The following is a 17,176-nucleotide window of genomic DNA, read 5'->3' on the forward strand; positions in this document are numbered from 1 at the left end:
CCCGCCTTTCTTTTGTTTACTGGCCCAAGGACCACCATCCGCGCCGCTTTGGCTTGGGTGGTTCGCTGGGTTTTTCCGGTTCTTCCGCCACGGTTTCCAAGACCGGTTCGGCTGCGGTTTCTTCCGCAACCGGCTCGGCAGGCGTGTCTTCGACGACAGGTTCGGCTGTAACCTCTTCCGCCTCAGCAGGGTCTTCCTGAGCGTCTGCGGCTTCGATTGGCTCTTCCACCGACTCAGCGACTTCTACAGCCTCGGCCTGAACCTCTTCGGGCTCAGACATCGCAGGGGTTTCGGCTTCCGCAGCAACCTCTTCGGCCTCGGGTTCAGCAACAGGCTCAGCGGGGGCTTCCTCAGTCACCGCTTCCGGGTCACCGGTTTCTGCCTCAGCTTCGGCCGCAACCGGTTCCGCATCCTTCTTTTTACGGCGCGGTGCTCGGCGGCGTTTTGGCTTCGCAGGCTTGTCCTCATCCTCGGACGCGTCGGCACCCTCTTGAGGTTTGGCATCGTCAGAGCCATCCTCGTCAGTAGCAACCTCTTCGCTCACGGCATCAGAATCCGCCCCAGCGTCTTGCTGTTCAGCCGCATTGCCACCCTTCTTCCGACGGCGACGGCGACGCTTGCGCTTGGGCTTGGTCTCTTCCTCGGCCTGAACGGTTTCCTCTTCAGCCTCATCCTCATCGGTCGCATCGACCAGATCCATCAGCGAGGCATCCGCAGACACAACAGGCGCGGTCGCCTCGGGCACGATCCGGCTGGCGGTCTTGAATTTCTCCATCGAGAAATCAGGGCTGACCAGATGCAGATCGCCTTCGACCCTTACCGACAGACCATAGCGCGCCTCGATCTGGGCGATATGCTCGCGCTTCTGGTTCATCAGGAAGTTGGCGATGCTGACCGGGCAACGCACCAACACCTCGCGCGAGCGACGGCGGGTGCCTTCCTCTTCGATCTGACGCAGGATCGACAGCGCCATATTGTCGTCCGAGCGGATCAGGCCGGTGCCATGACAGGCCGGGCACGGCTGCGTGGTCGCTTCCAGCATGCCGGGGCGCAGGCGCTGGCGGCTCATCTCTAGCAGGCCAAAGCCCGAGATGCGGCCAACCTGAATGCGCGCACGGTCGGTTTTCAGTTTGTCTTTCAGGCGCTTCTCAACAGCGGTGTTGTTCTTGCGCTCGTCCATATCGATAAAGTCGATGACGATCAGTCCGGCCAGGTCCCGCAGACGCAACTGCCGCGCCACTTCCTCAGCCGCCTCAAGGTTGGTCTTGAGCGCCGTTTCCTCGATCGAGCCTTCCTTGGTGGCCCGGCCCGAGTTCACGTCGATCGCTACCAGAGCTTCGGTCACACCGATCACGATATAGCCACCGGATTTCAACTGCACAGTCGGGTTGAACATCCCCGCCAGATAGCTTTCCACCTGATAACGCGCGAACAGCGGCAGCGCGTCCTCATACCGTTTCACGTTCTTGGCGTGGGACGGCATGATCATCTTCATGAAGTCCTTGGCGATGCGATACCCGCCCTCGCCTTCGACCAGAACCTCATCGATATCGCGGTTATAGAGATCGCGGATCGACCGTTTGATCAGATCGCCTTCCTCGTAGATTTTTGCGGGCGCGATGGATTCCAACGTCAGCTCGCGGATCTGCTCCCACAGACGCTGCAAATATTCATAGTCGCGCTTGATCTCGGATTTGGTGCGTTTGGCCCCGGCGGTCCGGATGATCAGGCCCGCGCCGGTCGGTACGTCGATCTCGGCTGCAATCTCTTTCAGCTTCTTGCGGTCGGGGGCATTGGTAATCTTACGGCTGATCCCGCCACCGCGCGCGGTGTTTGGCATCAGAACGCAGTAGCGCCCGGCCAGCGACAGATATGTGGTCAGCGCAGCACCCTTGTTGCCGCGTTCTTCCTTGACGACCTGCACCAGCAGAACCTGGCGCACCTTGATGACTTCCTGAATCTTGTAGCGACGCGGCCGCGGCTTGCGCGGAGGGCGAATATCCTCGCTGTCATCTTCATCCGCAACCGATTCAATCGAAGCATCCTTGGCAGTTGCATCCGATGGTGCGTTACCGTCTTCGGGGTTCTCACCTTCGGCATCGGCCTTGGCTTCTTCTTCAGCCTGCTCTGGCTCGCTCACCTCGTCCGACGAGTCCGCAGCGTCCTCTGCCGAGGCGTCCACCTCTGCATCGGCCTCACCCTCTGCTCGCGTCTCAGCCGCAGAGTCAGTTTCTTCCGCGGCCTGCTCATCGGCCTCGACCGCTACATCCGCCGCGTCTTCTGCAGGCGTTTCCTCATCCGCCGGCTCTTCCACCGGAGTGTCTGCAACCAAATCAACCGGTGAGGTCCCCTCGGGCACCGCCAGTTCCGCCTCTTCCCCGTCTTCAAGATCGATGGTTTCCATGCCGCTCGGTTCGGACGACACTTCAATCGACTCGACCGCATCATCGGATTTCACATCCGCCGCCTTGGTCCGCGACCGCGACCGGCGTTTTTTCGGCTTGGCCTCTTCCGCTTCATCCCGTGCCTTCATGGCCTCGGCATAAGCGCGCTCTTCCTCCATCAGCGCCTCACGGTCGGCGACGGGGATCTGGTAGTAATCGGGATGAATCTCGGAAAATGCCAGGAACCCATGCCGGTTCCCGCCATAATCCACAAAGGCCGCCTGCAGCGACGGCTCGACCCGGGTTACTTTTGCAAGATAGATGTTGCCAGCAAGCTGGCGTTTGTTTTCGGATTCAAAATCGAACTCCTCGACCTTGTTTCCGTCGACCACCACGACGCGGGTTTCCTCCGCGTGGGTGGCATCGATAAGCATTTTCTTAGCCATGTGTCCTTGGTGCACCGCGCCAAACGCGTTGTCCTGACCCGTCCAGGCGGACAGGCGCTTTTGGGGAGGTGTCTTGTCAGGGCGATATCGGACGGCGCGCGGCAGGGTCTGGCGCTATGGCCCCCTGCCCGGTCTCTCAAACGTTGCGCGCGCGTCATCGCGGTTCTTCTCCGACAGGCGCGATTGGGATCGCTGCCTGCCCATTTATTCCTTTCACCCGACGCATCGGGCTCAGGTACTCAACTGCCCCATGGATCGGGGCACAATCGGTCTGCTTCGCGGTGAAAACAAAAGATCACCTGCTGCGACGCAGCGAAACTCAAAGATTCGGGGCTTAAAGGCGCAAAAATGGCCCGGCCCGTTCGGACACAATAAAAGCAGTCCTGTGGAAAACACAATGGGCAAACTGCATCCCGTCCATCTCAAACGCGCCGCGCCCATCTTCTTCTGTTCAAAAATACCTCGGGGGGTGAATTGAGCCTGTGGCTCAAGAGGGGGGCTGGCCCCCCTCCCCGGCCTCACAAATAGTCCGACCGTTGAAGCCCGTATTTCGCCATCTTCTCATTCAACGTCCGACGCGGCAGGCACAGCTCATCCATGACCGAGGCAATAGAACCTTTATGTCGCCGCATCGTGTTGTCGATCAGCATCCGCTCGAATGCCTCGACATATTCTTTCAGCGGCTTGCCTTCGGTGGTCATCACCGGCTGCATTTCCTCGTGATCCGACATCAGCAAGGATGCAATCGTCCCCGACCCACGCCGCGATTGCAGCACGGCCCGTTCGGCGATGTTGATCAACTGACGCACATTCCCCGGCCACGGGGCCTGCAACAGCTGCGCCGCTTCCTGAGCGCTGACCTGCGGCGCATCACAGCCATATTCCTCGGCAAATTGCTCGCTGAGGCGGGTGAACAGGGTCAGAATGTCTTCGCCCCGTTGACGCAACGGCGGCATGGTGATCCGCAGCGCGGCAAGCCGATAGAACAGGTCCGGGCGCAGCACGTCTTCGCTGGTTTTTCCGGCCTCTTGCAGGTTCGAAATCGCAACGATGCGTGTTTCCGCCGGGGTGCCCTGTTCGTTCATCACGCTCAGCAAACGCGCTTGCAGCGTGTCACTTAGGGCCTCCACATCCTCCAGTACCAGCGTACCACCACGGGCTTCCTCAATCGCGGGCAGTTGAGCGTCTTCGGGCATCATCGGGCCAAACAGGCGTTTGGACAGCGCCTCTTCTTCCAGCGCTGCGCAGGACACCAGAACGAACTTCTTACCCGCCCGGCTGCCAACCGCGTGCAGCGCATGGGCTACCAGCGTCTTACCCGTTCCGGTCTCGCCGTCGATCAAAACGTGACCGTCCGCCTGACCCAGATCCAGAATATCCTCGCGCAGGCGTTCCATAACCGGGCTGGCCCCGATAAGCTTGTTCATGATCTGGGTGCCGCCCGACAACTCGCGCCGCAGCGCCCGGTTGTCCAGCGTCAGACGCCGCGCATTGCTGGCGCGTTTGGCCAGTTCCGACATGCGATCCGGATTGAACGGTTTTTCAAGGAAATCGAACGCCCCAACCCGCATCGCCTCAACCGCCATGGGTACATCGCCGTGACCGGTGATCATGATCACCGGCAGAGTGCTGTCCGCCCCCATCAGCTTTTTCAAAAGCTGAATACCATCCATCCCGGGCATCTTGATATCCGAGATCACAATGCCCGGATAGTCCGGCCCCAGCACCTTCAGCGCATCTTCGGCGCTGGCAAAGGTTTCGGTGTCATATCCGGACAATGCCAGCCATTGGCTGATCGACTGGCGCATGTCCTGTTCATCATCCACAATGGCGATCTTCATGGCCTGTGCCATAGTCTTCCCTTTTATTCTGCGGCCTCAAGGCCGTCGCTTCCCAGTATCGGCAATTGCATTTCGAACACCGCGCCGCCGTGTTGTCCGTTGCGCGCGGTTAGCCGTCCACCATGGTCGTTCACGATCCCGGACGAGATGGCAAGCCCCAGTCCGACGCCATCGCCGGGCTGCTTGGTGGTGTAGAAGGGCTCGAACAGGTTCTCGATATCCTCGATCCCGTAGCCATTGTCGCGCACGGTCAGCACCGCCGTATCACCCGCTGCCAGGATGATTTCCACATCCGGCTCTGCCACCGATTTGGTGGCGTCCAGCGCATTGCGCAAGAGGTTGACCATTACCTGCTCAATCCGCATCCGGTCACCCATCACCACCACAGGTTCTTCCGGCAGGATCTGAGTGATCTTCACATGTCGCTGGCGCAGTTGCGGTTCCATCATCGACAGGGACGAGGCCAGCGCTTCACCAAGATTCACAGGTGAAAACGCATCTGCCCCTTTGCGAGCGTAAGATTTCAGTTGCCGTGTGATCGCACCCATGCGCTCGATCAGCCCATCGATGCGGCCAAAGCTGGCCAGCGCCTCTTCGGGGCGGTTGCGGCGCAGCAGCAGACGCGCGCCAGCCAGATAGGTTTTCATCGCCGCCAGCGGTTGATTGAGCTCGTGGCTCACCGCCGCAGACATCTCGCCCAACGCCGCCAGTTTCGAGCTTTGGGCAAGGGTCTGCTCGGCCAAATCCAGCGTCTTTTCAACCCTTTCCCGCTCAGCGATTTCCCGCTGTAGCCTTGTGTTCAATGCGCGAAGCTCTGCCGACTCGCGCTGGAACAGGGCCATCCGCAAGGTGGCCCGACGGCTGAGCGCATAGAAGGTCAGCGCCAGAAGAATCGCAAATCCCATGATTTCCAGCGCAAGCACGCTGTTCACCCGCTCGCGCACCGACTCGTACGAGGTGAACGAGGTCATCTGCCAGCCGCGGAACGGGATGCGTTTTTCCATTCGCATCACCGCCTCACCCTGCAGGTAGGCGTCGGGCGGAAGCGCCGTCCAATCGGTCGTGGCCCGGATCGCGCGTTGAATTGCGCCCTGAGGCGGCTGACGCAGCATCGCCGACGTCTCATCCAGACCGCGCCATTGCGGCTCGGTTGAAAGGATGATGTTGCCGGTGCTGTCGGTCACCAGAACGGCGTGCGAAATACCTGCCCAGGCCCGCTCGAATTTCTGCAAATCGACCTCGACCACGATCACGCCGAGGATTTCGGCCGCACCTTGAATTCGGCGCGAATAGACAAAGCTGTAGCCGCCGGATTCCCTTGGTATGACCGAAAACAAGGTCGAATTGGCCCGGATTGCATCCACGAAATAAGGCGCGTTTCGATGCGCCTCACCCAGTCGGTTTCGGTCGGTGGCGGCAACCGTACGCCCGTCTCCATCCAGCAGCATCAGCGACGCGGCGCCGATTTCTTCCACGAACGAAATCAGGCGTTGGGTGGACAGCGTATAATCGCTGGATTGCAACGCCGAGATCAGGGTGGGGTCGCGCGACAACAATTGCGGAACAATGGCGTTGCGGCGCAACTCGCTCAGCAAGTTGCCGGAATCAAGCGCCAGCCGCAGTTCGGCGCTGTTTCGGGTGTCTTCGGTGAAGCGGTCGGTCAGCAGACGGTTGGTGATCCAGACCGTTGCTACCGTGACCAAAAGCAGCAGGATGATGGCCAGACGCAGCCGCCACCCCAGAGGTGCCCCGCGAAAGGGTCGTGCCAGTTTGGACCAGCCTGTGCGAACCTCGGTACTCATACCCAGAAGGTACGCGCGCTAGGGCCCAACCTCAAGTCACGCCGGAGCGAGCACGCCCGACAATGCGCGGAACAATGCCGTACCATCGGTGCCGCCGTGACCTTCATCCGCGGCCCGTTCCGGGTGCGGCATCATCCCGAGAACACGACGGTTTTCCGACAAAATACCAGCAATATCCCCGACCGAGCCGTTCGGGTTCTCGGTATAGGTGAACGCTATCCGGTCCTGATCGCGCAGCGTGGACAATGTGGCATCATCCGCGAAATAGTTGCCGTCGTGATGCGCAATCGGAATGCCAATCACGTCGCCAGCATTGTAGCCTTCGGTAAAGGCGCTGTTGCTGGTTTCGACCTTCAGGCCGACAGTTCTGCAGATGTATTTCAGCCCCGCATTACGCAACAGCGCGCCCGGCAGGATACCGGTCTCGGTCAGGATCTGAAAGCCGTTGCAGATACCCACGGCATAGCCGCCACGCTCGGTATGTTCGACAACCGCCTTGCAGATCGGGGATTGGGCCGCAATCGCGCCACACCGCAGGTAGTCGCCATAGGAAAAGCCGCCCGGAACGCCGACGATGTCGATCCCGTCCGGCAATGCCGCATCCTTGTGCCAGACCATATCGACCTGAAAACCGGCCTGTTCGAAAGCCACGGCAAGGTCCCGGTCGCAGTTCGAGCCGGGGAATACGATGACGGCAGCACGCATGGCAGACCCTCCTTTGCGGGTAATATCAGACCAGTTCGATCTCGTAGCGTTCGATGACCGTATTGGCCAACAGCTTCTCGCACATCTCGGTCACGTCAGCCTCGGTCGCGCCGTCTGCCAGCTCAAGGTCGATCACCTTGCCCTGGCGCACACCTTCGACCTGATCAAAGCCCATGGCGCCCAATGCGTGCCGCACAGCCTCGCCCTGCGGGTCCAGCACCCCGTTCTTGAGCATCACATGCACCCGTGCTTTCATTTTCGCAACTCCACCTGCGGGCCGCGCGTCAGGGCCCATTTCGTTGCGCGGGGGATAGCGTGGTTGCGGCCTTGGGACAACCCTGTTTGCACCGCAGTTTGACGCAGGTCGTTTTCTGGCCGCCACCGACAGGCTTGTGCGACCAAGCCAGTCAATTCGGCGGCCCTGAATCCGCAAAGGGCGGTCACACTGGACGGGCTTTCAATCCCAACAAAAAAGCGCCACCGGTTTCGCGGCGGCGCTTTGTTTCATCAGCCAAAGGGATCAGTTGATCAACGTTGGCTTGGTCACGTTGCTTTTCGGCAGCACACCCAGACGACGTGCAACTTCCGAATAGGCATCGGTCAGATTGCCCAAATCACGGCGGAATACGTCCTTGTCCAGCTTTTGACCGGTTTCAATATCCCACAACCGGCAGCTGTCGGGGCTGATTTCATCGGCCACGATCAAGCGCTGGTAATCGCCATCGAAAACGCGCCCGATTTCGATCTTGAAGTCGATCAGGCGAATGCCAACGGCCAGCATCAGACCGCTCATGAAATCATTGACGCGCAGCGCAAGGCTTAGAATATCGTCCATGTCCTGCTGGCTGGCCCACCCGAAGGCGGCGATATGTTCCTCAGTGACCAGCGGATCGCCCAGCGAGTCATCCTTGTAGCAATACTCGACAATCGGGCGCGGCAACTGCGTGCCTTCGGCAATGCCCAGACGTTTGGACATCGTCCCTGCGGCATAGTTCCGCACGATCACTTCCAGGGGCACGATCTCGCAATTGCGCACCAGTTGCTCGCGCATATTCAGGCGGCGGATGAAATGCGTGGGTACGCCGATCTGGTTCAGACCGTTCATGAAGAACTCGGACAGGCGGTTGTTCAACACGCCCTTGCCATCGATCACGTCCTTCTTTTCCGCATTGAACGCGGTGGCGTCATCCTTGAAATACTGCACAATCGTGCCCGGCTCGGGGCCTTCATACAGAATCTTGGCTTTGCCTTCGTAGATTTTCTTGCGACGCGCCATAAGCGACCTTTCCAGACTGATCAGAGGGATCGAGTCCCCTCACGTTGGCGTCCTCATAGTCCAAGCCCCCTCTTCCCGCAAGTTTACAGACCAGCGAGACTTTGACACAGCGCAAATACCTTGCACCGATGGTCCCGTATGGTCATATCATCAATGCAGACATCCTAACCCAAGAGGCCCCTGTCCCATGACCACTTTTGACGAGCGTGAAGCTGCGTTTGAATCGAAATTTGCACATGACGAAAAGATGCAGTTCATCGCCCGGATGCGCCGCAACCGGTTTATGGCTGTCTGGGCCTCGACCCTGAAGGGCGAGACCGTTGAACAGGCGCGCAAATACGGGCAGGAACTGGTTCATACGGACCTGCAGAATGTCAGCGAAGATGACGTGATCAACGCGGTCAAAGGCTATCTGGGCGATCTGGCGGATGAAGCCAAGATCCGGTCCAAAATGGCAGAACTGCTGGTTGAGGCCAAAGAACAGGTCATGGCCGAGGCCGATATCTGACCCTTCTCACAGAATTGCTCATGATCTTCATGAGTAATATGAATTTGATTTGACGCCCCTGTCATGAGACACGGGGCGTCTCTTTTTTCTTACAGGCGCATTACGCCTTGCTTCGGAATACCCCAATGACAAACGCGCTGACTGAACTTCTGAACACCGCCGATGCCATTCTGGCAGACGGCGCGACCGGCACCAATCTGTTCAATATGGGCCTGCAATCCGGCGATGCGCCCGAGCTTTGGAACGTTGACGCGCCGGACAAGATCAGGGCGCTGTATCAGGGTTCGGTCGATGCGGGCAGCGATCTGTTTCTGACCAACACCTTTGGTGGCACGGCCGCACGGCTGAAACTGCATGACGCACAGAATCGCGTGGGTGAGCTGAACCGCATCGGGGCCGAACTGGGCCGTGAAGTGGCGGACAAGGCCGGGCGCACCGTGATCGTGGCCGGGTCCGTCGGCCCGACCGGTGAGATCATGGAGCCTGTCGGCAGCCTGTCCCATGTCGAAGCGGTCGAGATGTTTCATGAACAGGCCGAGGCGCTGAAAGAAGGTGGCGCTGACGTTTTGTGGTTGGAAACCATCAGCGCGCCCGAAGAATTCCGCGCCGCCGCCGAGGCGTTTGCACTGGCCGACATGCCCTGGTGTGGCACCATGAGCTTTGACACCGCCGGGCGCACCATGATGGGCGTGACCTCGTCCGATCTGGCCCTGCTGGTCGAGACCCTGCCCAACCCGCCAGTGGCCTTTGGCGCGAATTGCGGCACAGGCGCGTCGGACATTCTGCGCACGGTTCTGGGCTTTGCGGCTCAGGGTACCGAACGCCCGCTGATTTCCAAAGGCAATGCGGGTATTCCGAAATATGTGGATGGCCACATCCACTATGACGGCACGCCTGATCTGATGGCGCAATACGCCGTGATGGCCCGCGATGCCGGGGCCACCATCATCGGTGGCTGCTGTGGTACCATGCCCGCGCATCTGGAAAAGATGCGCCGCGCTTTGGACACCACGCCGCGCACGGAACGTCCAACGCTGGATCAGATCACCGACGCGTTGGGGCCGTTCACGTCGGCCTCGGACGGCACGGGCGAGGATGCGGCAGCGCCGGAACGGCGCACGCGCCGTCGCCGCCGCGCCTGATTGCGATCAGCGCCCCTCGAATTTGGCGGGGCGCTTTTCCAGAAAGGCCACAACACCTTCGGCAAAGTCGCGCGAACGTCCGCATTCGCCCTGCAAATGCGCCTCGGTCGTCAACTGCTGCGTCAGCGTGTTTTCGTATGTTCCGCGCAGGGCCTGTTTCATCGCTGCAAAGCCTGCGGTCGGGCCGTTGGCCAGACAGGTGGCCCGCTTGCGCCAATGCGCGGCAAAATCCTCATCCGCGACCGCTTCCCAGATCAAACCCCAGTCATCCGCCTGACGGGCGCCGATTTTCTCGGCAAACAGCGACGCCCCCATCGCCTTGGCCAGCCCCATCTGACGCGGCATGAACCAGGTTCCGCCCGCATCCGGCAACAGTCCGATCAGGGCAAAAGCCTGCAGGAAATACGCACTTTCGGTTGCGATCACCACATCGGCACACAGCGCCAGATTCGCCCCCGCCCCGGCAGCCGGGCCGTTCACGGCGGCGATGGTCGGAACCGGGCAGTCATGGATGGTTTCAAGCATCGGCTGATACTCATCACGCAGGGACCGTTCGAGATCGATCTTCCCGGTCGATGACGCATCGCCCAGATCCTGCCCCGAGCAAAACGCCCCACCGGCCCCGGTCAGCACGACACAGCGCGCGTGGCGAGCGGCGTGTTTCATGGCATGGGTGATTTCCGCGCGCATCTGCGTGGTCAGAGCGTTCATCTTGTCCGGACGGTTGAATGTCAGAACGGCAAGCCCGTCCGTGATGTCCAACAGGATCGTTTCATAATCCATGCAAAGCCTCCCCTGGCGACAGTTTCAGCGAACCCTGACGTATTCGCAGGACAAGGGGAAGTGGAACCGCGCGTCAATCTTCCAGAATCTGACGCAGCCGTTCCTTTTCTTCGTCGCTGAGCGTATCCGTCTCGCCCGCCGCCTGAACTTTGGAACGGTTTCGAACAAAGTTCCACCCCATGCCAGCCGCAACCAGCAGCATCAGCGGACCGGCCAGCCACAGCATCAGGTTGGATCCCGTAACTTTCGGTTTCAGCAACACATATTCGCCATAGCGATCGACGATAAAGGAAATCGCCTGCTCGTCTGTATCCCCCGCGACCAGCCGTTCCCGCAGCAACAGGCGCAAATCGCGGGCGAGGTCCGCGTTGCTTTCATCGATGCTTTCATTTCGGCACACCAGACAGCGCAACCCCGTGCTAAGGTCACGCGCGCGCTGTTCCAGAACCGGATCGTCCAGAACCTCGTCAGGCTGCACGGCAAATCCGGGCGTCGCCAGCAGCATCAGGATCAAGATCAGGCGCTTCATTCCGCAGGTACTCCGGCCGAGGGGGTCTTGCGCGCGCCAGCAGCAACCCGGAAACGACGGTCACACAGGCTGAGAACACCACCCAGCGCCATCAGGATACATCCCGCCCAGATCCAGTTGGCAAAAGGTTTGACATAGGTCCGCATCACCCAGCCCCCATCGGCCTGTTGATCGCCAATCACCACATAAAGATCACGCAGAACCCGGTAGTCAATCGCCGCCTCGGTGGTGGGCATGCGCGCCACCGGATAGTCTCGTTTCTCTGGGTGCAAAGTGCCAATCACCCGATCGCCGGATTCAACCAGAACATCGGCCGTGGTCGAAAAATAGTTCGGTCCCTGCACGCGTCGCACGTCTTCCAGCGTCAGGGTAAATTGCCCCACCTCGAACGGCTGACCGGGTTGGGCGACCCGAATATCCTCAACCTCCCACGCGGTCAGACCGGCGATGGCGAAGATGGTGACGCCCAGCCCGGTATGGGCCACGGCCTTGCCCCAATCGGCCCCCGGCAGGCGAAACAGCCGTTTCAGATTGCCTTTGCTGCCCGTACGGCTCCACAGGTCAATGATCGCGCCGAGCGTGATCCAGGCCCCAAGGAACAGCCCCACCGGACCCAGCGCGCTGCGCCCGGTCTGCATCGCCCATACCAGCAGCCCCAAGGCCACGGCCAGCAGAAAGGCATAGCGCAGGGACCATACCGTCTTGCCCAGCTTGCCCCGTTTCCACGGAAGCATTGCACCAATGGGCAGAACCAGACCCAACAGCACCATGAACGGCGTGAATGCGACATTGAAAAACGGCGGCCCGACCGAGAGCTTCCGATCAAACATCATCTCGGCCACCATCGGCCACATGGTCCCGGCGAATACGACAAAGCAGCTGACGGCCAGAAGAACGTTATTCACCACCAGCGCGCTTTCACGGCTGACAACACCAAAGACGCCTTTGGCCTCCATCGCTTGCGCGCGCGCCGCAAACAGGGTCAGCGCGCCGCCGATGAAGAAAACAAGGATCATCAGGATGAATACGCCCCGCTCGGGATCCGTTGCAAAGGCGTGCACCGAGGTCAGCAGGCCCGAGCGGACAATGAACGTCCCGATCAGCGAGAACCCAAAGGCGATGATCGCCAGCAAGATAGTCCAGCTTTTCAACGCTTCGCGCTTTTCAACCACAATGGCCGAATGCAACAGCGCCGCCGCCAGCAACCACGGCATGAACGAGGCATTCTCGACCGGGTCCCAGAACCAGAACCCGCCCCAGCCAAGCTCGTAATACGCCCACCACGATCCCAGCGCGATACCGATGGTCAGAAAGACCCAGGCCGCCAGAGTCCACGGACGCACCCACCGTCCCCAGGCCGCATCAACGCGACCCTCGATCAGCGCGGCGACGGCAAAGCTGAAGGCCATGCTAAGGCCCACATAGCCGAGGTACAGAAACGGCGGGTGAAACGCCAAACCGGGGTCCTGCAGCAGCGGGTTCAGGTCGCGCCCATCAAAGGGCGCAACGGCAAGCCGGTCAAACGGGTTCGATGTAAACAGGATAAAGGCAAAAAACGCCACCGCCACGGCCGACTGCACAGCCAGCACCCGAGCCTTCAACGTCGGCGGCAAGCCACCGCCAAAGACCGCAGCCATGGCACCAAACAGGGTCACGATCAGAACCCATAGCAGCATCGACCCTTCGTGGTTTCCCCATGTCCCGCTGATCTTGTAGATCATCGGTTTCGCGGAATGACTGTTTTCAACCACGATCCGCAGCGAGAAATCCGAGCTTGTGAACGCCCAGACCAAGGCCCCAAATGAAAACGCGGTCAACAGGAACTGTGAAATCGCGGCAGGTTCCGCAAATATCATCCACCCGGTCCACCGCTTGGCAGCGCCGACAAGGGGCAACACGCTTTGCACGATGGCGATCAGAAAGGCTAGAATTAGGGCGAAGTGACCAAGCTCTGTAATCATGCCCATGGATATACTCCGCGGGCTTCCTGATCGCCAATCACTTTCGCCCATTTCAGGCGCACATAGTGTCGCGGTTCAGGCGCTGCGCAACCGTTTCCAATCGACCAATGCAGGATTGGGATCGGAGCGCATCACCTCAAGCTGCAACCCGGCATCCGGGCCGGTATCGGCAACGCCCGGGCTGTCACTGCGCAACTCCCTCAGCGCGCGCAGATTGTCCATGACCTGCGGGGCCCGCAACATGGTCTGAGATATCTCACGCTGCAGATCCTGCGCCTTGGCCTGATGCCGCGCACCGAAATAGAACGACACGATGACACCCAGCAACCACCACAAAGGTTCAGGCACCAGTGCGATCCCCTGCATCCGCGCGGCAAACCACAATGGGTCGATCATCGCCGCCGCAAACAGGCCCAGCGTTCCCAACGCCAGCGCCGGGCGCGGTACGCGGTTCAGCCCGTCCATAAACCGATCAAACGCACCCTTGCGCGGCACCTGAAACTCGGCCCCGAACTGCGCCATCGCCTGCCCTTGCACGGCCAGCGCCCGCCTGGCCCCTTCTTCGGAGTTTTCCCAAAAGATTTCCGCAGTTTCACGCACCACGTTGCGCCCGCCGCCGAACAGAAAACCCAACACGCCCGTAATCAACCCCATACCGCAACTCTCCTTTGAAACTCAACGTCGCCCATGTGGTATTTGGGCGAAATGAACTCCTCGGCCCGCCTGATCCATCCGCCTTTCCCACCGGCACGGCTGCGGGCGTATTTTCGCGATGCGGGGCGTCGATCCGCCAACCGGAAATAATAGTTTCGGCGCGCCACGCCATATGCATCCCGAAGGGCAACAGCGTCAGGGCGCAACGCCTCTTCACAGGCGCGTTCCGTCTGCGGCCCAATGACCCCATCAACCGCCACATCAAAGCCCATCTCGCGCAATAACCGCTGAAGGATTCGAACCGCCTGCGCACCCGCGTTGACATACATGTCAAACACCGTCGCGTGCAGAATATCGGGCAAAGCGGCAATGCGTGGCTTCTCAAAATAGTGCCGCACGAAAATATCGACCGCCTGCCCACGGCTCAGCACCCGGACATCAGCGGTGTCGACCTGCCCATCGCCGTTCAAATCCAACCCAAGCCTGCGCATGGTGTGAATGGTGACGCCAAACTTCGTGGCCCCGCCCGGATCGTCCGGGTCGTCCACAAACCCGCCTTCCCGCGCTACGATCTCTGCGGCTATCTGTTGAACCGTCTGCATATCTTCCCCTGACCAATCTGTCGGGCAAAACGGTCACGCAAGACAGTTAACATCCCCAAACAAAACAGGGCGCTGCCGCCTTATACGCGCAACGCCCCTGCTTCTTCTGTTCAAAAATACCTCCGCCGGAGGCACGCAGCGCAGCTGCGTTCAGCTTTCCTCAGGCCCCTTGTAGACGCCTTGTTCTTTCAAAGCATCCATCACTTCCTTCGGCATATAAGTCTCATCGTGTTTCGCAAGTATTTCAGTGGCTTCAAAGACACCGTTCACGTAACTTCCGGTCCCCACCATGCCCTGATTTTCAGAAAACAGATCCGGCAGAACACCGGTAAAGGCCACCTGTACGCTTTCGCCGCCATCAGTCACGACGAAACGCACCGTCTCACCCTGCCCGCGCACGATCGAGCCTTCCTCGACCAAGCCACCGATGCGAAACACCTCGGTCGGTGCGGGCGGTTCCGCGATCACCTGACTGGGCGAGCGGAAAAAGTTGATGCCGTCGCGCATTGCGTACCCAATCAACGCCGTCGACGCCACAAGGGCGACAACGGCCACCAGAATGACCTGAACTCGACGACGTTTCTTGAGCGTTTTCATACCGTCCTCACGGGAATAGAGGGGCCATCATCAGCCCCCGGGTTTCATCCTCACCTAACATCAGGTTGGCGTTCTGCAAGGCTTGCCCACTGCTACCTTTTGTCAGATTATCCAGCGCAGCGACCACAATCGCGCGCCGTTCGATCCGGTCAGCCACCACACCGATATGGCAGAAGTTCGAGCCCCGCACATGATGGGTCGACGGGGCTTCGCCCATTGGCAGCATCTGAATGAACGGCTCGCCTTCATAGGCCTTGGCCAGCGTCTCAAAGATGCTCTGCGGGTCGCCCTTTACATAGGTCGTCGCCAGAATCCCCCGGTTCGCCGGGACCAGATGCGGCGTGAATTGCACATGGACCGTGCGCCCGGCGAGTTTCGAGAATTCCTGATCAAACTCACCCAGATGCCGGTGCGTACCACCGATGGCATAGGCGTTGTACCCCTCGCTCAACTCGGCGTGCAGCAGGTTCTCTTTCAAAGACCGCCCCGCACCCGAGACTGCGCATTTCAAATCCAGCACGATATCGTCCAGATCGATCACACCGGCCGAGATCAACGGCCGCAGCACATACTGCCCCGTCGCCGCGTTGCAGCCTGTACCAGCCACCAGCCGAGCGGTGCGGATCTCGTCCCGGTAGAACTCGGTCAGGCCATAGACAGCCTCTTCCTGCTGCTCCAACGCACTGTGCGGATTGCCGTACCATTTTTCGTACTCATCCGCGTCCCGCAGCCGGAAATCTGCGGACAGGTCGATGATTTTCAGGGTCTTCGGCAGATCGCGGATCACATCCTGACTGGTTTTGTGTGGCAAAGCGCAGAAACACAGATCGATCTGAGAGAAGTCGATTTCCGAAATCTTGCACAGATCCGGCAGGTCCATATGGCGCAGATGCGGGAAGACCTGCGCCATGCTCATGCCTGCCTTACGCTCGGCCGCCAGCGCGACGATGTCCATGTTCGGGTGCTCGGCGATCAGCCGCACCAATTCGGCGCCGGTATAACCGGATGCGCCCAGAATTGCGATTTTGTGGGTCATGTCAGACCTCTTCTTTCCATGTGTCACATTTCATGACCGCCGATGTGACGGTCTTGGATTTAGAAAATTGGAAGGGGCGCGTCCTTGACCTAAATCAGGCCGCCTCGAACGAGATTTGTCGTCGGAGGAATTGTGTCGCCCGATCGCTGACAAAACCCGGCTTGCCGGTCGTCAGGAATCCGCTCGTGCCGTCGCCCAGCATATTGGGGTGGCGTTGCAGGTAGTCCGCCAGACTTGCGGCAACCAGATCGCCCTGGCTGAAGACCTGAACATCCGGGCCCAACGCGGCCTGAAAGGTCTCGGCCATCAACGGGTAATGGGTGCAGCCCAGAATCGCGGCCTGAGGGTCGGGCATTTTCCGTTTCAACGCATCCACATGGCTGCGGACCAATGCCTCGGCCAGAATCATGTCGCCATCTTCAATGGCATCGACCACACCACCGCAGGCCTGCGCCTCGACATCGACGCCAATCGCGCGGAACGCCAGTTCCCGCTGAAAGGCCCGGCTGGATACGGTGGCAGGTGTGGCAAATAGGGCAACGTGCTTCACCGCAACCTCGCGCGGGGGTGAGTTATCGCCCCACTGCCGTTCGGTCAGTGCTTCGATCAGAGGAACGAAAACGCCCAGAACCCGCTTACCCTCGGGCACACCCGCTTCCTGCATCCGCCGCAGCGCAGCGGCGCTGGCGGTATTGCAGGCCAGAATCACCAGATTGCAGCCGCGATCCCACAGTTCGTGCACCGCCTTGCGGGTCAGTTGATAGATATCCTCGGCGTCGCGCACACCGTAAGGCGCGTGTGCACTGTCCGCAAAATACAGGAAATCAACGTCCGGCAGGTGTTTCTGCGCGGCGTTCAGGACGGTCAGACCGCCCAAACCGGAATCAAAGATGCCTACTGCCATTTGCCC

Annotated in this window: 16 protein-coding genes; 2 read left to right on the forward strand and 14 right to left on the reverse strand. The window is 60.1% G+C overall.

Translation table 11 applies throughout. The annotated features are described in order from the left end of the window. Positions 1 to 16: 16 nt before the first annotated feature. From ACR0AC_RS08405 to purC, 6 genes are all read right to left on the reverse strand, one after another. Positions 17 to 2,830: an Rne/Rng family ribonuclease gene (locus tag ACR0AC_RS08405; RefSeq protein WP_480872774.1), complete on the reverse strand. Its 2,814-nt coding sequence runs from the start codon at positions 2,828 to 2,830 to the stop codon at positions 17 to 19. Positions 2,831 to 3,348: 518 nt separating this feature from the next. After that, positions 3,349 to 4,683: a sigma-54-dependent transcriptional regulator gene (locus ACR0AC_RS08410; RefSeq protein ID WP_170450850.1), complete on the reverse strand. Its 1,335-nt coding sequence runs from the start codon at positions 4,681 to 4,683 to the stop codon at positions 3,349 to 3,351. Between the two features lie 11 nt (positions 4,684 to 4,694). Then, on the reverse strand, positions 4,695 to 6,473 hold the full coding sequence (locus ACR0AC_RS08415; RefSeq protein WP_480625980.1) for a sensor histidine kinase: 1,779 nt from the start codon (positions 6,471 to 6,473) through the stop codon (positions 4,695 to 4,697). Between the two features lie 36 nt (positions 6,474 to 6,509). Further along, positions 6,510 to 7,178: a phosphoribosylformylglycinamidine synthase subunit PurQ gene (gene purQ, locus ACR0AC_RS08420; protein ID WP_170450854.1), complete on the reverse strand. Its 669-nt coding sequence runs from the start codon at positions 7,176 to 7,178 to the stop codon at positions 6,510 to 6,512. Positions 7,179 to 7,203: 25 nt separating this feature from the next. Next, positions 7,204 to 7,434, reverse strand: coding sequence for a phosphoribosylformylglycinamidine synthase subunit PurS (gene purS / locus ACR0AC_RS08425; protein WP_117872765.1), 231 nt, complete (start codon positions 7,432 to 7,434; stop codon positions 7,204 to 7,206). A 264-nt stretch (positions 7,435 to 7,698) separates the two neighbouring features. Next, on the reverse strand, positions 7,699 to 8,454 hold the full coding sequence (purC, locus tag ACR0AC_RS08430) for a phosphoribosylaminoimidazolesuccinocarboxamide synthase (RefSeq protein ID WP_170450855.1): 756 nt from the start codon (positions 8,452 to 8,454) through the stop codon (positions 7,699 to 7,701). 187 nt (positions 8,455 to 8,641) lie between these two features. Between purC and ACR0AC_RS08435 the strand changes: the two genes are divergently transcribed. Next, positions 8,642 to 8,962 carry a DUF1476 domain-containing protein gene (locus ACR0AC_RS08435; RefSeq protein WP_170518424.1) on the forward strand — a complete coding sequence of 107 codons (321 nt, stop codon included), beginning with the start codon at positions 8,642 to 8,644 and terminating at the stop codon, positions 8,960 to 8,962. Between the two features lie 125 nt (positions 8,963 to 9,087). After that, positions 9,088 to 10,104, forward strand: coding sequence for a betaine--homocysteine S-methyltransferase (gene bmt, locus ACR0AC_RS08440; protein WP_480872777.1), 1,017 nt, complete (start codon positions 9,088 to 9,090; stop codon positions 10,102 to 10,104). A 6-nt stretch (positions 10,105 to 10,110) separates the two neighbouring features. Here bmt and ACR0AC_RS08445 read toward each other — a convergent pair whose 3' ends face one another. From ACR0AC_RS08445 to ACR0AC_RS08480, 8 genes are all read right to left on the reverse strand, one after another. Then, a complete protein-coding gene (locus ACR0AC_RS08445) occupies positions 10,111 to 10,887 on the reverse strand; it encodes an enoyl-CoA hydratase-related protein (RefSeq protein ID WP_480872779.1) in 777 nt (258 codons plus the stop codon). 73 nt (positions 10,888 to 10,960) lie between these two features. Continuing rightward, the gene (locus tag ACR0AC_RS08450; RefSeq protein WP_170450864.1) at positions 10,961 to 11,416 is read right to left on the reverse strand and encodes a cytochrome c-type biogenesis protein; all 456 of its coding nucleotides are present in this window, start codon (positions 11,414 to 11,416) and stop codon (positions 10,961 to 10,963) included. Next, positions 11,413 to 13,377: a heme lyase CcmF/NrfE family subunit gene (locus ACR0AC_RS08455; protein ID WP_480872851.1), complete on the reverse strand. Its 1,965-nt coding sequence runs from the start codon at positions 13,375 to 13,377 to the stop codon at positions 11,413 to 11,415. The genes ACR0AC_RS08450 and ACR0AC_RS08455 overlap by 4 nt, the downstream gene beginning before the upstream one ends. A gap of 75 nt (positions 13,378 to 13,452) precedes the next feature. Beyond that, positions 13,453 to 14,031 (reverse strand): holin family protein, encoded by a 579-nt coding sequence (locus ACR0AC_RS08460; protein WP_480872781.1) that lies wholly within the window; start codon positions 14,029 to 14,031, stop codon positions 13,453 to 13,455. Next, positions 14,022 to 14,633, reverse strand: coding sequence for a holin-associated N-acetylmuramidase (locus ACR0AC_RS08465; RefSeq protein ID WP_480872783.1), 612 nt, complete (start codon positions 14,631 to 14,633; stop codon positions 14,022 to 14,024). The genes ACR0AC_RS08460 and ACR0AC_RS08465 overlap by 10 nt, the downstream gene beginning before the upstream one ends. 150 nt (positions 14,634 to 14,783) lie before the next feature. Then, positions 14,784 to 15,230, reverse strand: coding sequence for a cytochrome c maturation protein CcmE (gene ccmE / locus ACR0AC_RS08470; RefSeq protein ID WP_170518405.1), 447 nt, complete (start codon positions 15,228 to 15,230; stop codon positions 14,784 to 14,786). A 7-nt stretch (positions 15,231 to 15,237) separates the two neighbouring features. Beyond that, entirely contained in the window at positions 15,238 to 16,266 is a 1,029-nt protein-coding gene (argC, locus tag ACR0AC_RS08475) for an N-acetyl-gamma-glutamyl-phosphate reductase (protein ID WP_480780556.1), read from the reverse strand. Positions 16,267 to 16,360: 94 nt separating this feature from the next. Continuing rightward, positions 16,361 to 17,170, reverse strand: a complete 810-nt coding sequence (locus ACR0AC_RS08480) for an aspartate/glutamate racemase family protein (protein ID WP_170518399.1) — start codon at positions 17,168 to 17,170, stop codon at positions 16,361 to 16,363. Positions 17,171 to 17,176 lie beyond the last annotated feature (6 nt).

It is taken from the genome of Ruegeria sp. H7 (assembly GCF_056532945.1).

Bases quoted from the DNA above. Each gene is read 5' to 3' on its own strand.
- bmt (WP_480872777.1), top strand. From the start codon at position 9,088: ATGACAAACGCGCTGACTGAACTTCTGAACACCGCCGATGCCATTCTG.
- purS (WP_117872765.1), bottom strand. From the start codon at position 7,434: ATGAAAGCACGGGTGCATGTGATGCTCAAGAACGGGGTGCTGGACCCG.
- ACR0AC_RS08450 (WP_170450864.1), bottom strand. From the start codon at position 11,416: ATGAAGCGCCTGATCTTGATCCTGATGCTGCTGGCGACGCCCGGATTT.
- ACR0AC_RS08405 (WP_480872774.1), bottom strand. From the start codon at position 2,830: ATGGCTAAGAAAATGCTTATCGATGCCACCCACGCGGAGGAAACCCGC.
- purQ (WP_170450854.1), bottom strand. From the start codon at position 7,178: ATGCGTGCTGCCGTCATCGTATTCCCCGGCTCGAACTGCGACCGGGAC.
- ACR0AC_RS08460 (WP_480872781.1), bottom strand. From the start codon at position 14,031: ATGGGGTTGATTACGGGCGTGTTGGGTTTTCTGTTCGGCGGCGGGCGC.
- ACR0AC_RS08435 (WP_170518424.1), top strand. From the start codon at position 8,642: ATGACCACTTTTGACGAGCGTGAAGCTGCGTTTGAATCGAAATTTGCA.
- argC (WP_480780556.1), bottom strand. From the start codon at position 16,266: ATGACCCACAAAATCGCAATTCTGGGCGCATCCGGTTATACCGGCGCC.
- ccmE (WP_170518405.1), bottom strand. From the start codon at position 15,230: ATGAAAACGCTCAAGAAACGTCGTCGAGTTCAGGTCATTCTGGTGGCC.
- ACR0AC_RS08415 (WP_480625980.1), bottom strand. From the start codon at position 6,473: ATGAGTACCGAGGTTCGCACAGGCTGGTCCAAACTGGCACGACCCTTT.
- ACR0AC_RS08445 (WP_480872779.1), bottom strand. From the start codon at position 10,887: ATGGATTATGAAACGATCCTGTTGGACATCACGGACGGGCTTGCCGTT.
- ACR0AC_RS08480 (WP_170518399.1), bottom strand. From the start codon at position 17,170: ATGGCAGTAGGCATCTTTGATTCCGGTTTGGGCGGTCTGACCGTCCTG.
- ACR0AC_RS08465 (WP_480872783.1), bottom strand. From the start codon at position 14,633: ATGCAGACGGTTCAACAGATAGCCGCAGAGATCGTAGCGCGGGAAGGC.
- purC (WP_170450855.1), bottom strand. From the start codon at position 8,454: ATGGCGCGTCGCAAGAAAATCTACGAAGGCAAAGCCAAGATTCTGTAT.
- ACR0AC_RS08410 (WP_170450850.1), bottom strand. From the start codon at position 4,683: ATGGCACAGGCCATGAAGATCGCCATTGTGGATGATGAACAGGACATG.
- ACR0AC_RS08455 (WP_480872851.1), bottom strand. From the start codon at position 13,377: ATGATTACAGAGCTTGGTCACTTCGCCCTAATTCTAGCCTTTCTGATC.